The sequence below is a fragment of the Achromobacter sp. SX5 genome (assembly GCF_056711425.1).
The window spans coordinates 4,082,198-4,099,884 of record NZ_CM160041.1 but is presented as its reverse complement, the minus strand read 5'-3'; the positions used below and the strand labels follow the sequence as shown (position 1 = coordinate 4,099,884).

13 protein-coding genes and 3 tRNA genes are annotated in these 17,687 nt (G+C 66.6%); 14 read left to right on the top strand and 2 right to left on the bottom strand.

Features of this window, described 5'->3' with window-relative positions; all coding sequences use genetic code 11:
* The first annotated feature begins 26 nt into the window (after window positions 1-26).
* Genes AC1M14_RS19250 through AC1M14_RS19240 form a run of 3 tightly spaced genes read left to right on the top strand, consistent with a single transcriptional unit; the run spans window position 27 to window position 2,928 of the window.
* Entirely contained in the window at window positions 27-1,193 is a 1,167-nt protein-coding gene (locus tag AC1M14_RS19250) for a CaiB/BaiF CoA transferase family protein (protein WP_479731821.1), read from the top strand.
* 47 nt (window positions 1,194-1,240) lie between these two features.
* Window positions 1,241-1,990: an electron transfer flavoprotein subunit beta/FixA family protein gene (locus AC1M14_RS19245; RefSeq protein ID WP_479730273.1), complete on the top strand. Its 750-nt coding sequence runs from the start codon at window positions 1,241-1,243 to the stop codon at window positions 1,988-1,990.
* A 2-nt stretch (window positions 1,991-1,992) separates the two neighbouring features.
* Window positions 1,993-2,928 (top strand): electron transfer flavoprotein subunit alpha/FixB family protein, encoded by a 936-nt coding sequence (locus tag AC1M14_RS19240; protein WP_479730272.1) that lies wholly within the window; start codon window positions 1,993-1,995, stop codon window positions 2,926-2,928.
* A gap of 82 nt (window positions 2,929-3,010) precedes the next feature.
* Here the strand turns inward: AC1M14_RS19240 and AC1M14_RS19235 are convergent.
* Window positions 3,011-3,086 (bottom strand) — tRNA-Thr (locus tag AC1M14_RS19235).
* Window positions 3,087-3,248: 162 nt separating this feature from the next.
* On the opposite strand from AC1M14_RS19235, the gene AC1M14_RS19230 reads away from it, so the two are divergent.
* The 3 genes from AC1M14_RS19230 (at window position 3,249) to AC1M14_RS19220 (ending at window position 5,381) form a co-directional block, all read left to right on the top strand.
* Window positions 3,249-3,324, top strand: a tRNA-Asn gene (locus tag AC1M14_RS19230).
* 70 nt (window positions 3,325-3,394) lie between these two features.
* Window positions 3,395-4,399 (top strand): CobW family GTP-binding protein, encoded by a 1,005-nt coding sequence (locus AC1M14_RS19225; RefSeq protein WP_479730271.1) that lies wholly within the window; start codon window positions 3,395-3,397, stop codon window positions 4,397-4,399.
* 76 nt (window positions 4,400-4,475) lie between these two features.
* On the top strand, window positions 4,476-5,381 hold the full coding sequence (locus AC1M14_RS19220; RefSeq protein ID WP_102774823.1) for a LysR family transcriptional regulator: 906 nt from the start codon (window positions 4,476-4,478) through the stop codon (window positions 5,379-5,381).
* 554 nt (window positions 5,382-5,935) lie between these two features.
* Here AC1M14_RS19220 and AC1M14_RS19215 read toward each other — a convergent pair.
* Window positions 5,936-6,012, bottom strand: a tRNA-Met gene (locus AC1M14_RS19215).
* A 64-nt stretch (window positions 6,013-6,076) separates the two neighbouring features.
* Between AC1M14_RS19215 and scpB the strand changes: the two genes are divergently transcribed.
* The 8 genes from scpB (at window position 6,077) to typA (ending at window position 17,569) form a co-directional block, all read left to right on the top strand.
* Entirely contained in the window at window positions 6,077-7,207 is a 1,131-nt protein-coding gene (gene scpB, locus AC1M14_RS19210) for an SMC-Scp complex subunit ScpB (RefSeq protein ID WP_479730270.1), read from the top strand.
* Window positions 7,208-7,242: 35 nt separating this feature from the next.
* On the top strand, window positions 7,243-9,015 hold the full coding sequence (gene rluB, locus AC1M14_RS19205) for a 23S rRNA pseudouridine(2605) synthase RluB (protein WP_479730269.1): 1,773 nt from the start codon (window positions 7,243-7,245) through the stop codon (window positions 9,013-9,015).
* Window positions 9,016-9,422: 407 nt separating this feature from the next.
* Entirely contained in the window at window positions 9,423-9,926 is a 504-nt protein-coding gene (gene rimP / locus AC1M14_RS19200) for a ribosome maturation factor RimP (RefSeq protein ID WP_102774820.1), read from the top strand.
* On the top strand, window positions 9,923-11,401 hold the full coding sequence (nusA, locus tag AC1M14_RS19195) for a transcription termination factor NusA (RefSeq protein ID WP_111826991.1): 1,479 nt from the start codon (window positions 9,923-9,925) through the stop codon (window positions 11,399-11,401). Before rimP ends, nusA begins: the two co-directional genes overlap by 4 nt.
* A 96-nt stretch (window positions 11,402-11,497) precedes the next feature.
* Window positions 11,498-14,536, top strand: a complete 3,039-nt coding sequence (infB, locus tag AC1M14_RS19190) for a translation initiation factor IF-2 (protein WP_111826992.1) — start codon at window positions 11,498-11,500, stop codon at window positions 14,534-14,536.
* A 24-nt stretch (window positions 14,537-14,560) separates the two neighbouring features.
* Window positions 14,561-14,962 (top strand): 30S ribosome-binding factor RbfA, encoded by a 402-nt coding sequence (rbfA, locus tag AC1M14_RS19185; RefSeq protein ID WP_102774817.1) that lies wholly within the window; start codon window positions 14,561-14,563, stop codon window positions 14,960-14,962.
* A gap of 37 nt (window positions 14,963-14,999) precedes the next feature.
* Complete coding sequence (truB, locus tag AC1M14_RS19180; protein WP_102774816.1) at window positions 15,000-15,749, top strand: tRNA pseudouridine(55) synthase TruB; 750 nt, start codon at window positions 15,000-15,002, stop codon at window positions 15,747-15,749.
* Complete coding sequence (gene typA, locus AC1M14_RS19175; protein ID WP_102774815.1) at window positions 15,746-17,569, top strand: translational GTPase TypA; 1,824 nt, start codon at window positions 15,746-15,748, stop codon at window positions 17,567-17,569. The genes truB and typA overlap by 4 nt, the downstream gene beginning before the upstream one ends.
* Window positions 17,570-17,687: the final 118 nt, after the last annotated feature.

Genomic DNA, 17,687 nt, shown 5'->3' with positions numbered 1-17,687 from the left:
GATTGCGGGTCATCGACCTCACCCAGATGCTGGCGGGCCCGTTCTGCACCCAGATCCTGGCCGATCATGGCGCGGACGTCATCAAGGTCGAGACGATGGCCGGCGACGGCACCCGGGTGACCGGGCCGTTCCTGTCCGAGGACCAGGCCAGGGACTACGGCGGCTATTTTCAGAGCATCAACCGCAACAAGCGCTCCATCGTCATCGATCTGAAGCGCGAGGAGGGGCGGGACGTCCTGCGCAGGCTGATCGACGGGGCGGATATCGTCATCGAGAATTTCCGCGCCGGCGTGATGGAGCGGCTGGGGCTTTCGTACGAGACGCTGCGGCAGACCAATCCCAGGCTCATCTATGGCGCCGTGCGCGGCTTCGGCGATCCGCGCAGCGGGGTCAGTCCGTACGCCGACTGGCCCGCCTACGATGTCGTGTCGCAGGCGATGGGCGGCATGATGGGCATCACCGGACCGGATGCGCAGACGCCCACCAAGGTGGGTCCGGGCGTGGGCGATACGGTGCCGGCGCTGATGCTGTGCGTGGGCGTGCTGGCGGCCGTGCATCACATGCACCGGACTGGACGCGGGCAATTTGTCGATGTGGCCATGACCGACGCCGTGCTGGCCTTGTGCGAGCGCATCGTCTACCAGTATTCGTATACCGGCCAGGCGCCGCAGGCGCAGGGCAACCGGCATCCCTTGCTGTGTCCGTTCGGGCTGTTCCGGGCGCGCGACGGCCACGTGTCCATCGCCTGCGCGACTGACGCGTTCTGGGAAGCGCTGGCGGGTTTCATCGGACGTCCCGACATGGCGCGGGACCCGGCATTCGCCACCAATGCGGCGCGCGTGCAGCGCCAGCAGCAGGTCATCGACGCCGTGGAGGCGTTCACGTCGGTGCGCACCAAGGACGAGATCGCCGCGGTGCTGGGCGGCAGAGTGCCGTTCGGTCCGGTCTACACGGCCGCGGAGATTTTCCAGGATGAACACTATGCGCGACGGCAAATGCTGGTGGAGGTGGAGCAGCCCGGCGCTTGCGCCGCCGTGCAGATCGTGGGCGTTCCGATCAAGCTGAGCGAGTCGCCGGGCGCGGTGCGCCGGCGCGCGCCGCTGCTGGGCGAGCACACGGGCGAAGTCCTGCGCGCGGCGGGCTATGACGAAGACGGCGTGGTGCGCCTGCGCGCGGCAGGCGTGGTCCGCTGATGCGTGGGCATTGGCGGTGATGGGGTTATGTAATGGGAGGTGGTTCGATGAAAGTGCTGGTGCCTGTCAAGCGCGTGGTTGACTACAACGTCAAGGTGCGCGTCAAGTCTGATCAAACCGGCGTGGACATCGCCAACGTGAAGATGTCCATGAATCCGTTCGATGAGATCGCCGTCGAGGAAGCGACGCGCCTGAAGGAAAAGGGCGCGGCGGCCGAGGTGGTTGCGGTGTCTTGCGGCGTTGCGCAATGCCAGGAGACGCTGCGCACGGCCATGGCCATCGGCGCCGACCGCGGCGTGCTGGTGCAGACCGACGCGGAGCTGCAGCCGCTGGCGGTGGCCAAGCTGCTGCGCGCGCTGGTCGACAAGGAGCAGCCGCAGCTGGTGATCCTGGGCAAGCAGGCCATCGACGACGACGCCAACCAGACGGGCCAGATGCTGGCCGCGCTGCTGGGCTGGCCGCAGGCCACGTTCGCCAGCAAGGTGGAGCTGGCCGACGGCAAGGCGACGGTGACGCGCGAAGTCGACGGCGGGCTGGAGACGGTGACGCTGAAGCTGCCGGCCATCATCACGACGGACCTGCGCCTGAACGAGCCGCGCTACGTGACGCTGCCCAACATCATGAAGGCCAAGAAGAAGCAGCTGGACACGGTCACGCCTGAAGAGCTGGGCGTGGACCCGGCGCCGCGGTTGAAGACGCTGAAGGTCAGCGAGCCGCCCGCGCGCAAGGCCGGCATCAAGGTGGCCGACGTTGCGGCCCTGGTGGACAAACTCAAGAACGAAGCGAAGGTGGTTTGAACATGACGACGCTGGTTATTGCAGAACACGATAACGCCCAGCTGAAGGGCGCAACCCTGAACACCATCGCCGCGGCCGCCAAGATCGGCGGCGACGTGCATGTGCTGGTGGCCGGCGCCAACGCGCGCGCCGTGGCCGAGCAGGCCGCCGCCGCCGCCGGCGTGTCCAAGGTGCTGCTGGCCGACGCCGCGCAGCTGGCCGACGGGCTGGCCGAGAACCTGGGCGCGCAGGTGCTGGCGGTGGCCTCGGGCTACAGCCACATCCTGTTCCCGGCGACGGCCTCGGGCAAGAACGTGGCTCCGCGCGTGGCGGCCAAGCTGGACGTGGCGCAGATCTCCGACATCATCGGCGTGGAATCGGCCGATACGTTCCAGCGCCCGATCTACGCGGGCAACGCGATCGCCACGGTGCAGTCGGGCGACGCGGTCAAGGTGATCACGGTGCGCACGACCGGCTTTGACGCCGTCGCCGCGCAAGGCGGTTCGGCCGCGATCGAAGAGGTGGCGGCGGTGGACGATTCGGGTCTGTCGAGCTTCGTGGGCCGCGAAGTGGCCAAGAGCGACCGTCCGGAACTGGCCGGCGCGCGCGTGGTGGTGTCGGGCGGCCGCGGCCTGGGGAGCGCCGAGAACTTCAAGATCCTGGACCCGCTGGCCGACAAGCTGGGCGCGGCGCTGGGCGCGTCGCGCGCGGCGGTCGACGCCGGCTATGCGCCCAACGACTGGCAGGTCGGCCAGACCGGCAAGATCGTGGCCCCGCAGCTGTACGTGGCGGTGGGCATCTCGGGCGCCATCCAGCACCTGGCCGGCATGAAGGATTCCAAGGTCATCGTGGCCATCAACAAGGACCCGGAAGCGCCGATTTTCGGCGTGGCCGATTACGGCCTGGTCGGCGACCTGTTCCAGGTCGTGCCCGAGCTGGCCGGCGCGATCGCCGCATGACCGCCGAAGTCATATGCTGGCGCCGTATTGCGCCAAAATGAAAACGCCCGCCGGGTCGAGGACCTGGCGGGCGTTTGAATTCTGGTGCCGGCAATAGGAGTCGAACCTACGACCTTCGCATTACGAATGCGCTGCTCTACCAACTGAGCTATGCCGGCTAAACCACTTCCAGCGCCTGCCCCTTGAAAGGGCCGGATCTGGAAAGACCGAGATAATATCAGAGATTCTGGCCGGTGGGAAACCGGGCGGGCGAAAAAGGCAAAAAAAGCGCCGACTTGCACACGCCGGAATTTTCGGTCATAATCTCTCTTCTTAGCAGTTCCCCGATAGCTCAGTCGGTAGAGCGACGGACTGTTAATCCGCAGGTCGCTGGTTCGAGCCCAGCTCGGGGAGCCAAGGAATTCAGGGTCATTCACGCAAGTGAATGGCCCTTTTGGCTTTTGGTCCCCAGCCTGGTGGAGGCGGTGTGGAAAACAGCAACAGCCGCATCGGCGTTACGGTGATTTCGGGCTTTCTCGGCAGCGGCAAGACCACGCTGCTCAATCGCCTGCTGCGCGACCCGGCCTTTGCGGACGCGGTCGTCATCGTCAATGAATACGGTGAAGTGGGCGTGGACCATCATCTGGTGCGCCAGGCTCGCGACAATGTGGTCCTGGTCGAGGGCGGGTGCCTGTGCTGCGCGGTCAGCGGCGCGGTGGTCGACGCCTTGCGCGATCTGTTCATGATGGCGCTGGGCCGGCGCATCAAGCCGTTTCGCCGCGTGCTGATCGAAACCAGCGGTCTGGCCGATCCGGCGCCCATACTCTTCACGCTCAAACACGACAGGTTTCTCGCGGAACGCTATGCCTATCAGGGCGCCATCGTGCTGGTGGACGCGCTGCACGGCGCGCAACAGCTGGCCGGGCAGCCGGAGGCCGCGCGCCAGCTCGCGCTGGCCGACGCCGTGGTGCTGAGCAAGGCGGATCTGGCCGACGCGGCGCAGCTGCGCCGCACCGAGCAGGCGGTGGCGGCGGTCAATCCGGGCGCGCAGCGCTGCGTGCAGCGGCCCGACGCGCCGCTGGCCGAGGTGCTGCAAACCGGGCCGCTGGCGCATGCCGGGCGCGACGGCGTCGCGCTGGCGAACTGGTTGAGGCCCTTCTCCGGGGCGGTCGCGGGCGGGCATGGCCAGATCGCCAGTGTCGCGCTGATCCTGTCGGTGCCGGTGACCCGCGCGGCTTTTCTTGCCGGGATCTCGCGGGTCCAGGAGCGCTATGGCGAGGGCATCCTGCGCCTGAAGGGGTTGGTCTGTTTCGACGGGGAGCCTGCGCCCAGCGAGGTGCACGGGGTGCATGGCGAGCTGTATCCGCTGCGCCGGCTGGATGGGTGGCCGGACGACGACCGCCGTTCGCGGCTGGTCTGTATCGCGCGCGGCCTGGACGGCGGCGAGTTGCGCGACGCCGTGGCGCAGGCCCTGGGCCAGCCGTCGGCCTGAACCTGGCCGGCGCGGGTTTTTGTGTCGGACGGAGTACGGTATAACCGTCAAGTCTGATGCAGAAACCGAGACAATCATGGATCGTCTGAAGGCCATGCAGGTGTTCGTGGAAGTCGCCGACCGGGGCAGCCTGTCGGCGGCGGCCGTGCATCTGGACATGTCGCGCGCGATGGTGTCGCGCTATCTGGCGGAAATGGAGCAATGGGTGGGCGTGCGCCTGCTGCATCGCACGACGCGCCGCCTCAGCCTCACGCCCGCGGGCGCCGAGACCTTGCCGCGCTGCCGGCAGATGCTGGATATGGTGGGCGACCTGCATCATGCGGTCGCGACTCCGGACGATACGCCGCGCGGCCTGTTGCGCGTGACCACCAGCATGTCTTTCGGCTCGCGCCACCTGGCCAGCGCGGTGACCGAATACGTCAAGCGGCATCCGGGCGCCTCGGTCGACCTGATGCTGGTCGATCGCGCCGTCAATCTGGTGGAGGAGCGCGTCGATCTGGCCGTGCGGATCACCAATGACCTGGACCCCAACCTGATTGCCCGCAAGCTCGCGGTGTGCCGTTCGGTGGTCTGCGCCTCGCCGCAATACCTGCAGCAGGAGGGCGTGCCGGCGCGCATCGAGGACCTGTCCCTGCGCAATTGCCTGACCCATTCGTATTTCGGCAAGAGCCTGTGGCGTTTCGAGCGCGACGGCGAACCGGTGGACGTTCCGGTCAGCGGCAATATCAGCGCCAACGAGGTGTCGGTGCTGGCCCAGGCGGCGCTGGAAGGCGCGGGCATCGCCATGCTGCCGACCTACTATGCGTCCGAATATCTGGCCGATGGCCGCCTGCGCGCCATTCTGACCCATTGCAAACCGCAGGAGCTGGGCATTTACGGCATTTACGCGTCACGCCGCCAGATGCCCTTGATTCTGCGCTCGATGCTGGATTTTCTGGTCGAGCGGCTGGAATCCACGCCTTGGGACAAGCCGGCTGCTTGAGGGCAGGGGAGTTGACGGTATAATTTGGCGACGGCTTGAACGCCCTGGCGCCTGGTGCGGCGGGCAGTGCAAGCCGCCATATATGTGGTCTTGGAAAAATATCTAAGAATCGTAGTTCGGCTCGGGGAAGTGCCGCAGCGCCACGGAATGGATTTCCGGGCGCATAAAAAGGGGGCATATCGGCCTTGCGGAAGCTGGCGGTCCAGCCGTCGCGCCGCGAAGTTCGATGCCTGGCGATTCAGGTCTTGATATCGATTGCCGCGGAAAATGGCGGCGCCGGGTGGCCGGCGTGCTTTGTGGTCGTGTTTCCGCAGCCCAGCCGGCGATTTATGCCGGCTTATCCAGAAATTGCTTAGTGTTTGCCGCGCAGAGCCGCGGCGGGCGTTCTGCCAGGCCCGACAGGCGCGATCGTTTGGTCTGCCCATGCGGTCAGTGGCGGACGCGGCGTAAATACAGGAATCCAGTGAAAACTACGCAAACCCATGCTGTCTGCAGCCGGCCATACCGAAAAACCAAAGAAAAAGGCCCGGCAAATGCGCCAGGCCTTGATCAATTGGTTGCGGGGGCAGGATTTGAACCTACGACCTTCGGGTTATGAGCCCGACGAGCTGCCAGACTGCTCCACCCCGCGTCTGAGAAATGAATCATAGCCTTATTTTTAACCTGGCGCAAGTTTCGAGCCTTTTTGAATTTGAATGTCGATGAACGATAGCGAGGCAATAGTCGTGCTGGAAACCGCGCTCTTGTGCGCGGCGCAGCCCATGCAACTGTCCGAAATGCGCAAGCTGTTCGGGGACGATGAGCAATTCGACAACAGCGCGTTGCGCGGGCTGCTGGAGACACTGCAGAACAACTGGGCCGACGGCGGCCTGGAGCTGGTGCAGCTGGCGAGCGGGTGGCGCTTCCAGAGCCGTCCCAGCATGCAGCGCTACCTGGAAAGGCTCAATCCCGAGAAGCCACCCAAGTACTCCCGCGCCGTGATGGAAACGCTGGCCATCGTGGCCTGGCGCCAGCCGGTGACCCGGGGCGACATCGAGGACATACGCGGCGTGACCGTGTCTTCCCAGATCGTGAAGGCCCTGGAGGACCGCGGATGGATCGAGGTCATCGGCCATCGCGACGCGCCCGGACGCCCGGCGCTGTTCGGCACCACGCGGCAGTTTCTCGACGACCTCGGCCTGCGCGCGCTGGACGAACTGCCGGCGCTGGAATCGGCCCAGGCCGCAGCCGCGCTGGCCGGCCTGGACCTGGGCGAAGTGCAGCAGGTGATGGGCGAGGGCGGCCCGGAAGACGGCGCCCAGGAAGAAAAACAAGAAGATTCCGAAGCCGCCGCCGACGCCGCCGCGGTTATCCCGGTTGCGGAATTGTCTGTTTCGGAACAGGATGTACCCATAGGGCCGGTCGATAGCGTAGAATTCCCGCTTTCGCGCACAGAAGAAAGCGCGGAACCCGCCGACGAATCCACCGTCCGGGAGCAAGCCGAAGGCTTGTCCGATACGCCAGCCATGCCCGGTTTTCCCGGGAGCGAGGCTGGCAGCGACATTTCCGATATGGCCGCCGACGCCCCTGAGGCCGGTGCTGCAAAGGAAAGCGTCGAGAACGCAAAACACGCGGAACCGACCGACCCGATTGACGAGACCGATCACGCGGCGCCAGCCGCTGCCGGGCATGAGCCCGCTTCCGGTCTTGCCGATCCTGTTCGGCCTGGCCCGGACGCCGCCTCGCCGGAATCGGACGAGGCAGATCTCCGGCGGCCCGAGGCCGACCAAGAGCCGGTGTCCCCAGATGATGACGAGCCTGCCCCCGGCAGGCCTACCCAAGTTTGAAATTCGGAGCTGTCCCAGTGACAACGAATACAACAATGCAGGATGACAATCCCCGTTCAGATGACGCCGTTACCGGCGGCCAGCCGGAAGCCGCCACGGCGCGCGAGCCGGCGGCCGAGGGTGAAGCCGGCGCGCGCGGCCGCGGCCGCAAGCTGAGGACGCCGTTCCGCCGCCGCCGCGGCGACGCGTCGGCCGAGCCGGCCGCCGCCGGCGAAGCCCAGCCCGCAGCGGCCGAGGCCGCCGCCCCGGTCGAGTCCGCGGACTCCCGCGGCGCCGAGCAGGAAGCCGAGCAGGCGCTGGCCTACCTGGAGACGGCCGACCGCATGGAGCAGCGTCTCGGCAAGTACCTCAACAGCGAAGCGGTCATGCCCAAGCTGCACAAGGTGCTGGCGGACGCGGGCATCGGCTCGCGCCGCGAAATGGAAGAACTCATCGTGGCCGGCCGCGTGTCGGTCAACGGCGAGCCGGCGCACATCGGCCAGCGCGTGGCCCCCAACGACCAGGTGCGCGTCAACGGCAAGCCCATCGTGCGCGCCAACACCAAGAAGCCGCCGCGCGTCATTCTCTACCACAAGCCCGCCGGCGAGATCGTCAGCCATGACGACCCGGGCGGCCGCGCCAGCGTTTTCGCGCGCCTGCCCAAGCTGCGCACCGGCAAGTGGCTGTCGGTCGGCCGCCTGGACCTGAACACCGAAGGCCTGCTGATCTTCACGACCTCCGGCGACATGGCCAACCGCATCATGCATCCGCGCTACGGCACGGAGCGCGAGTACGCGGTGCGCGTGCTGGGCGAGATGGACGAGGCGCAGCGCCAGTCCCTGGTCGACGGCATCGAACTCGACGACGGCCTGGCCGCGTTCGGTTCGCTGGACTACCTGGGCGGCGACGGCAGCAACCGCTGGTATCGCGTCACGCTGCAGGAAGGCCGCAACCGTGAAGTGCGCCGCATGTTCGAGGCGGTGGGCGTCACCGTCAGCCGCCTGATCCGGACGCGCTTCGGCGACATCGTGCTGCCGCGCACGCTGCGCCGCGGCCGCTGGGACGAGCTGGATTCCTCGCTGGTCACCGCGCTGATGGTCCAGCTGGGCCTGTTGCGCGAGGACGACGACGCGGGCGGCAACCGCCGCCGCTCCAAGCAGCCGCAATCGCACGACAGCGCCTTGCCGCCGGGATTCGGCACCATGGATCGCAACGGCATGAACGGCGCGCGCATCGGCCGCCGCGGCAAGCTGCAGGGCGGCGGCAAGGGCAGCGCCGGCCAGACGCTGGCTTGTCCGTCCGATCCGTTCGGCACCGGTCTGATGTTCGCCGGCGGCTACGCCAACGGCCATCCGCTGGGCGGCGACACGGGCAACCGCAAGGGCGGCAAGTCCGGCGGCGGGCGCGGCGCGGCTGCGGGCGGCAAGGGCGGCGGCAAGCCGGGTTCCAAGTCCGGCAAGCCGGGCGGCAACAAGGGCCGTGGCGTGCGCGCCGCGGCGGCCGGCGGCCAGCCGGGCAACGTCGCAGCCGGCAATGTGGCCGAGGCGCCGGCCGGCGCCGGCCGCAAGTCCGGCAAACCGGGCGGCGGCAAGCCGGCAGGCGCGCGCGGCGGCAATGCTGCGCGCGGCGGCAAGCCGGCGGCCGGCGGCCGGGGCGGCAACAAGACCGAGGGCGCGCGTTCCGGCGGCAACAAGGGCCCGGGCGCTGGCGGCAAGCCGCGCGCGGCGCGCAACGCCGCGCCGCGCGGCGACGACTGGCAACCCCGTGGCGCTTCGGCGCACGAATCCCGCCTGGGCATGATGGGCGGGCGCAGCCACCGGGGCCGTTGATGGCCGCGACCCGGCGCGCTGGCTACGCCGCCGGGTGAGATATGTCCCAGATAAACGTGGGTCTGGACGTAAGCCCGTGACGAATCAGGCGTTTTTTCAGTTTATCTGGTAAAATCAATGGTTTTCATGGCTTCGCGTCTTTGCTTTTGCCTGGATGTTTTGCCGGGACGCGTTCGGTGCTGTGTTGCAAACCCGGTGTTGTAAACACGATTGCAACCACGCTTGAACGGCGCCGGCAATAACGGCAGCATAGAAAGCGATTACGGGTCCGGGGCGCCCGGCGCCAAGCCAAATATTAGGTCGCAATATAGGGCACCGCCCGGCATTGCTCCTTACGTGCAGTAGGGTAGCGGCTGGGCGCTGTGCAATACGGTGGGCTGGGCGTGCAGCCCATTTTTTTTGAGTATATGGCTGATTTATTCGCATTGACCAAAGAGGCTCTGGCCGGCATGGACGTCGAACTCGTGGACGTCGAGCGTGCCGCCCTGGGCCTTTTGCGCGTCACGATCGACCGGGTCGGCGGTGTGCGCATCGAAGACTGCGAGCAGGTATCCCGCCAGCTGTCGCGGGTGTTTGAAGTCGAGAACATCGACTACAAGCGGCTGGAAGTCGGTTCGCCGGGCGTGGACCGCCCGCTGCGCAACGAGGCCGATTTCCGCCGGTTCGCAGGCGAGCGCATCGAAATCAAGCTGCGCGAGGCATTGGACGGACGCAAGGTCTTTTCCGGCACGTTGACCGTGCCCGAAGAAGACGCCGCGGCCTCGGATGCGGCTGCTGGAGTGCAAAAGACCGTGTTCGGTCTCGAATTTGAGGCAAAAAAGAACGAAGTCCAGGTGTTGAATTTCACGGTCGAAGATATCGAACGTGCAAAACTGGATCCCGTTCTGGATTTCAAGGGCAAAAAGCGATGAGTCGCGAAATTCTTCTGTTGGTCGATGCCTTGGCGCGTGAAAAGAACGTCACGCGCGACGTCGTGTTCGGCGCGCTCGAAAGCGCGCTGGCCTCGGCAATGAAAAAGCGCTTCAAAGATGATGCGGACATCCGTGTCGCCATCGATCGGGAAACCGGCGATCACGAAGGCTTCCGCCGCTGGCTGGTCGTGCCCGACGAGGCGGGCCTGCAGGAACCCGACAAGCAGGAAATGCTGTCGGACGCGCAGGAAATCGTCCCCGGCATCAAGGAAGGCGAATACATCGAAGAGCCGCTCGAACCCATCGAGTTCGGCCGCATCGGTGCGCAGGCCGCCAAGCAGGCCATCCTGCAGAAGATCCGCGACGCCGAGCGCGAACAGGTGCTGAACGACTTCCTGGAGCGCGGCGAGACCATCGTGTCCGGCACGATCAAGCGCATGGACAAGGGCGACGCCATCATCGAGACCGGCAAGATCGAGGCGCGCCTGCCGCGCTCCGAGATGATCCCGAAGGAAAACCTGCGCGTGGCCGACCGCGTCCGCGCCTTTGTGTTGCGCGTCGACCACGCCGCGCGCGGCCAGCAGGTGATCCTGTCGCGCACCTCGCCGGAGTTCATCCGCCAGCTGTTCGAGAATGAAGTGCCCGAGATCGAGCAGGGCCTGCTCGAGATCAAGGCCGCGGCCCGCGACGCCGGCGTGCGTGCGAAGATCGCCGTGGTGGCATACGATAAGCGTATCGATCCGATCGGTACGTGCGTGGGCATGCGCGGTTCGCGCGTGACCGCGGTGCGCAACGAGCTGGGCGGCGAGCAGGTCGACATCGTGCTGTGGTCGGAAGATCCGGCGCAGTTCGTCATCGGCGCGCTGGCGCCGGCCAACGTCGAATCCATCGTCGTGGACGAAGACAAGCACGCCATGGACGTCGTGGTGGACGAGGAAAACCTGCCCAAGGCCATCGGTGCCAAGGGCCAGAACGTCCGCCTGGCTTCCGAGCTGACCGGCTGGCAGATCAACATCATGACGCCGGAAGAAAGCCTGAACCGCCAGGAAGTCGAACGTTCGGGCCTGCGCAGCACGTTCATGAGCAAGCTGGACGTCGACGAAGAGGTGGCCGACATCCTGATCGACGAAGGTTTCACCGGTATCGAGGAAATCGCCTACGTTCCGCTGCAGGAGCTGCTGGAGATCGAGGCGTTTGACGAAGACACCATCAATGAATTGCGTGCCCGCGCCCGCAATGCGCTGCTGACCGAGGCGATCGCCCAGGAAGAGCGCCTTGAGACCGCGCAGGATTTGCTTGAACTCGAAGGCATGACGCCCGAACTGGCCGCCAAGCTGGCCGAGCGTCAAGTGCATACGCGTGACGATCTGGCTGAACTGGCCACGGACGAACTGGCGGAGATTTCCGGCCTGTCCGAACAGGAATCCAGCGACCTCATCATGCGTGCCCGCGCCCATTGGTTCGACGAAGAATAACCAAAAGGACACGGGTCTGCGGCGGATGGACGCCATCCGTCCCCGCCGCAAGTTCACGTTGTTTGTAATAGCTGCATATAGGGAAGAGAGAGCCTAATGTCGAGTAACACCGTCGCCCAGTTCGCTACCGAGCTGAAAATGCCTGCCAATGTGCTGCTGGAACAGCTGCGCTCGGCCGGCGTTGACCTCAAATCGGTGGACGATGCCGTCACCGACAGCGACAAGGCGAAATTGCTCGAATCGCTGCGCCGCGCCCACGGCGCGACCGAAGGCAAGAAGATCACCCTGACGCGACGCCAGACGTCCGAGATCCGCCAGGCAGACGCCACCGGCCGGTCGCGCACGATCCAGGTCGAAGTGCGCAAGAAGCGCGTGTTCGTCAAGCGTGATCCCTCCGAAATCGCCCTGGAGCAGGCGGCTGCCGCACGCGCCGAAGAGGAAACCGCCGCCGAAGAGGCGCAGCAGGTGTCCGCGCCGGCGGCTCCCGAGGCGCCGGCCGTGGCCGCGCCCCGCGAGGCGGCTCCCGTGCAGGCCGAGGCCGAGGCCCCGGCCAAGAAGGCGGAAGAGCCCGCCGCCGTAGAAGCGCCCGCGCCGGAACAAGCGCCCGCGCCCGTTGAACCCGTCGCGGCCGAAGCGCCCGCCCCCGTCGAGGCGAAGCCCGCCGAAGTCCCGGCCCAGCCTGAGCCCGAACCGACGCCGGCGCCTGCTCCTGCCGAGCCCGTGGCCCAAGAGGCCAAGCCCGAAGTCAAGACTGAATCCACCGAGCCCAAGGCTGAAGAAGCCAAGCCGGAACCCGTTGTGCTAGCTAATAAGTCCGAACCATCTTCCTCCCAGGCCTCGATGCCTGCCGCCCAGGCCCAGCCTGCCGCGAAGTCCGAACCCGCCAAGGCCGCCGCGCCGCAGCCGGCCGCTTCCCAGCCCGCCGCCAAGGCCGGCAACCGCCGCGCCGCGCCGCCGCTGGCCGCTTCCGCTTCCTCGACGGCCCGCGACGAAGCCCGCCGCGCCGCCGAGGCCGAAGCCGCCGCCCTGCGCGAAATGCTGAACCGTCCGCGCAAGGTGCTGCGCGCCCCCGAGCCGGAGGCGCCCGCCGCCGCGCCGATTTCGGGCACGCTGCACAAGCCGGCCGGCAAGCCCGGCGCCGCGCCCGGCGCCAAGAAGGACGCCAAGCCCGCCGCGCCCGGCAACAAGAAGACCATCAAGACGGCCGAAGTCGCTTCGACCTGGTCCGAGGACGCCTCGCGCAAGAAGCCTGCCGACAAGGCGGCCGCGCCGGCCAGCCGCGACGGCTGGCGCGCCGGCGGCAAGGGCGGCAAGGGCGGCGGCCGTGGCGGCCGCAACCAGCAGAACGATCGCCGCAACGAGCCGGCGCCGCAGGAATTCATCGCGCGTGAAGTCCACGTGCCGGAAACCATCAGCGTGGCCGACCTGGCCCACAAGATGTCCGTCAAGGCCGCCGAGGTCATCAAGCAATTGATGAAGCTGGGCCAGATGGTCACCATCAACCAGGTGCTGGATCAGGAAACCGCCATGATCGTGGTCGAGGAACTGGGCCACGTCGCCATCGCCGCCAAGCTGGACGATCCGGAAGCGTTCCTGGACGAATCGGCCGCCGGCACCGAAGCGGAAATGCTGCCGCGCGCCCCGGTCGTGACCGTCATGGGCCACGTCGACCACGGCAAGACCTCGCTGCTGGACTACATCCGCCGCGCCAAGGTCGCCGCGGGCGAAGCCGGCGGCATTACGCAGCACATCGGCGCCTACCACGTCCAGACCGAGCGCGGCATGGTCACGTTCCTGGACACCCCGGGTCACGAGGCGTTCACCGCCATGCGTGCGCGCGGCGCCAAGGCCACCGACATCGTCATCCTGGTCTGCGCGGCCGACGACGGCGTGATGCCGCAGACCCGCGAAGCCATCCACCACGCGAAGGCCGCCGGCGTTCCGATGGTCGTGGCCATGACCAAGATCGACAAGCCCACCGCCAACCCCGACCGCGTCAAGCAGGAGCTGGTCGCCGAGGAAGTGGTGCCGGAAGAATACGGCGGCGACGTGCCGTTCGTGTCCGTGTCGGCCAAGACCGGCGAGGGCATCGACGACCTGCTCGAAAACGTGCTGCTGCAGGCCGAAGTGCTGGAGCTGAAGGCCCCGGTCGACGCGCCCGCCAAGGGCATCGTGATCGAAGCCCGCCTGGACAAGGGCCGCGGCCCGGTCGCCACCATCCTGGTGCAAAGCGGCACCCTGCATCGCGGCGACGTGGTGCTGGCCGGTGCGAGCTTCGGCCGCGTGCGCGCCATGCTGGACGAGAACGGCAAGCCCATCCAGGAAGCCGGCCCGTCCATCCCCGTCGAGATCCAGGGCCTGACCGAAGTGCCGGCCGCCGGCGACGAGCTGATGGTGCTGGCCGACGAGCGCAAGGCGCGCGAAATCGCGCTGTTCCGCCAGGGCAAGTTCCGCGACGTCAAGCTGGCCCGCCAGCAGGCCGCCAAGCTGGAGTCCATGTTCGACAACCTGGGCGAAGGCACCCAGACCCTGGCGCTCATCGTCAAGACCGACGTGCAGGGTTCGCAGGAAGCGCTGGTGCAGTCGCTGGTCAAGTTGTCGACCGACGAAGTGCGCGTGCAGGTCGTGCACGCGGCCGTGGGCGGCATCTCGGAAAGCGACATCAACCTGGCGATCGCCTCCAACGCCGTGGTCATCGGCTTCAACGTCCGCGCCGAAGCCAGCGCCAAGAAGCTGGCCGAGACCAACGGCATCGACGTGCGCTACTACAACATCATCTACGACGCCGTGGACGAGGTGAAGGCGGCCATGTCGGGCATGCTGGCGCCCGAGAAGAAAGAAGAGGTCATCGGCCTGGTCGAGATCCGCGAGGTCTACAGCATCTCGCGCATCGGCAACATCGCCGGCTGCATGGTGCTCGACGGCATCGTGCGTCGCGATTCGCAGGTCCGCCTGCTGCGCAACAACGTGGTCCACTGGACCGGCCAGCTCGATTCGCTGCGCCGCTTCAAGGACGACGTCAAGGAAGTCAAGTCGGGCTTCGACTGCGGCCTTACGCTGCGCGGCAACAACGACATCCAGGTGGGCGACCAGCTGGAAGTCTTTGAAATCAAGGAAATCGCGCGTACGCTGTAAAGCGCACGCCAGGCATTGCTTCCAATGAGCCGTCACAAGTCCAAAGCCATCCCCGGCCGCAATCTGCGGCTGGCCGACCAGATCCAGAAGGATCTGGCCGGGATCATCCAGCGCGAGATCGATACGACCCGCGCTGGCTTGATCACGCTGTCCGGCGTGGAGCTGTCGACCGACTACGCGCATGCCAAGGTGTATTTCACGGTCCTGGGCGCCGAGCCCGAGGCCGCGACCGCCTTGCTGAACGAGAAGGCCGGCTGGCTGCACTCCCAGCTTTACAAGCTGCTGCACATTCATACTGTCCCCACTTTGCGTTTCATCCACGACGAGCAGATTGCCCGTGGCATCGAAATGTCGATCCTGATCGACCGCGCAAACCGGCCCGGCCCGCACTCGGGCGTGCCCGACGAACCTGAAGACCAGTCCTGATCGGGCTGTCGTCACTGCTTTAAACCGGATTCCGACGATGGCTAAACGACGCGGGCTTGCGCTCGACGGTGTGCTGTTGCTCGACAAACCCGTGGGTTTGTCCAGCAACCACGCCCTGCAGCGGGCCAAACGTGCCATGGACGCGGCGAAAGCCGGCCATACCGGCACCCTCGACCCCTTCGCCACCGGCCTGCTGGTGTGCTGCATGGGGCGGGCAACAAAAATTTCCGGCGCCATGCTCGACGCCGACAAGGCATATCGCGCTACGCTGCAATTTGGGTCGGAAACCGACTCGGGCGACCTGACCGGCAACGTGGTGGCCACGGCCGAACCGGGCTACGCGGTGGACGAGGCGGCGCTGCGCGCAGCGCTGTCACGTTTCTCGGGCACGATCGAGCAGATTCCGCCCATGTATTCGGCGCTCAAGCGCGACGGCAAGCCGCTGTACGAGTACGCGCGCGCCGGCATCGAACTGGAGCGCCCGCCGCGCCAGGTCACGATTTACCGCATCGAGCTGCTGTCCCTGAACGGGACGCAGGCAGAAATCGATGTGGCTTGCAGTAAAGGCACATACATCCGGACGCTGGCCCAGGACATCGGGCGCGTGCTGGGCTGTTATGCCCACCTGACGGCGTTGCGGCGCACGCACGTCGGGCCGTTTTCGCTGGAACGCGCCGTCGCGCTGGAAGCCTTGCAGGCCATGCCAGATCCCAAGCAGGCATTGCTTGCACTGAACGAATTGCCGGCGGGCTTGCTGCCCGCCACCACCATAAAGGACTCGCTATGACTCGCGCCTTGCGCAACGTCGCCATCATCGCCCACGTCGACCACGGTAAAACCACGCTGGTCGACCAGCTGCTGCGCCAATCCGGCACCTTCCGCGAAAACCAGGCGCTGACCGAACGGGTCATGGACTCGAACGACCTGGAAAAGGAACGCGGCATCACCATTCTGGCCAAGAACTGTGCCGTCGAATACCAGGGCACGCACATCAACATCATCGACACCCCGGGACACGCGGACTTCGGCGGCGAAGTCGAGCGCGTGCTGTCCATGGTCGACGGCGTGCTGCTGCTGGTCGACGCGGTCGAAGGCCCGATGCCCCAGACCATCTTCGTGACCCGCAAGGCGCTGGCCCTGGGCCTGAAGCCCATCGTCGTGGTCAACAAGGTGGACCGCCCGGGCGCGCGCACCGACTACGTCATCAACGCCACTTTCGACCTGTTCGACAAGCTGGGCGCCACCGACGAGCAGCTCGACTTCCCGGTGGTGTACGCCTCCGGCCTGTCGGGCTACGCCGGCCTGGAGCCCGACGTGCGCGAAGGCGACATGCGCCCGCTGTTCGAAGCCATTCTCGAACACGTGCCGCAGCGCGACGACGACCCCAACGGCCCGCTGCAGATGCAGATCATCTCGCTGGACTACAACAGCTACGTCGGCAAGATCGGCGTGGGCCGCATCAACCGCGGCCGCATGCGTCCCGGCATGGAAGTGGCCTACAAGTTCGGCCCCGACGGCCAGGGCGGCCGCGGCCGCATCAACCAGGTGCTGAAGTTCCACGGCCTGGAGCGCATCGTGGTCGATGAAGCCGAAGCCGGCGACATCGTGCTGATCAACGGCATCGAAGACCTGGGCATCGGCTGCACCGTGACCGACCCGGTCACGCAGGAAGCGCTGCCCATGCTGCGCATCGACGAGCCCACGCTGACCATGAACTTCATGGTCAACACCTCGCCGCTGGCCGGCCGCGAAGGCAAGTTCGTCACCAGCCGCCAGCTGCGCGACCGCCTGGACCGCGAACTGAAGTCCAACGTGGCGCTGCGCGTGCGCGACACGGGCGACGACACCGTGTTCGAAGTGTCGGGCCGCGGCGAACTGCACCTGACCATCCTGCTGGAAACGATGCGCCGCGAAGGCTACGAGCTGGCCGTGTCGCGTCCGCGCGTGGTGTTCAAGGAAATCGACGGCGTGAAGTGCGAGCCGTTCGAATCGCTGACCATCGACGTCGAAGACGCCCACCAGGGCGGCGTGATGGAAGAGCTGGGCCGCCGCAAGGGCGACCTGCAGGACATGCAGCCGGACGGCCGCGGCCGCACCCGCCTGGAATACCTGATCCCGGCCCGCGGCCTGATCGGCTTCCAGAACGAGTTCTTGACGCTGACGCGCGGCACCGGCCTGATGAGCCACATCTTCCATGAATACGCGCCCGTCAAGGAAGGCTCCATCGGCGAGCGCCGCAACGGCGTGCTGATCAGCCAGGACAACGGCGACGCCGTGGCCTACGCCCTGTGGAAGCTGCAGGACCGCGGCCGCATGTTCGTCAGCCCCGGCGAAGCGCTGTACGAAGGCATGATCATCGGCATCCACAGCCGCGACAACGACCTGGTCGTGAACCCGATCAAGGGCAAGCAGCTGACCAACGTGCGCGCCTCGGGCACCGACGAAGCCGTGCGCCTGGTTCCGCCGATCCAGATGTCGCTGGAATACGCCGTGGAATTCATCGACGACGACGAGCTGGTGGAAATCACCCCCAAGTCGATCCGCCTGCGCAAGCGCCACCTGCTGGAAAACGAGCGCAAGCGCGCTGCCCGCGAAGCCGCGATGTAAAGCGCGGCGGGGGCTCGAAGCCCTTGCATGCAGGACCAAGCCGCGCGCCTTCGGGCGCGCGGTTTTGTTTTTGATGCGTGGAAGCACAGCCCGCGTTGTCGCGATCATCGATAGGATG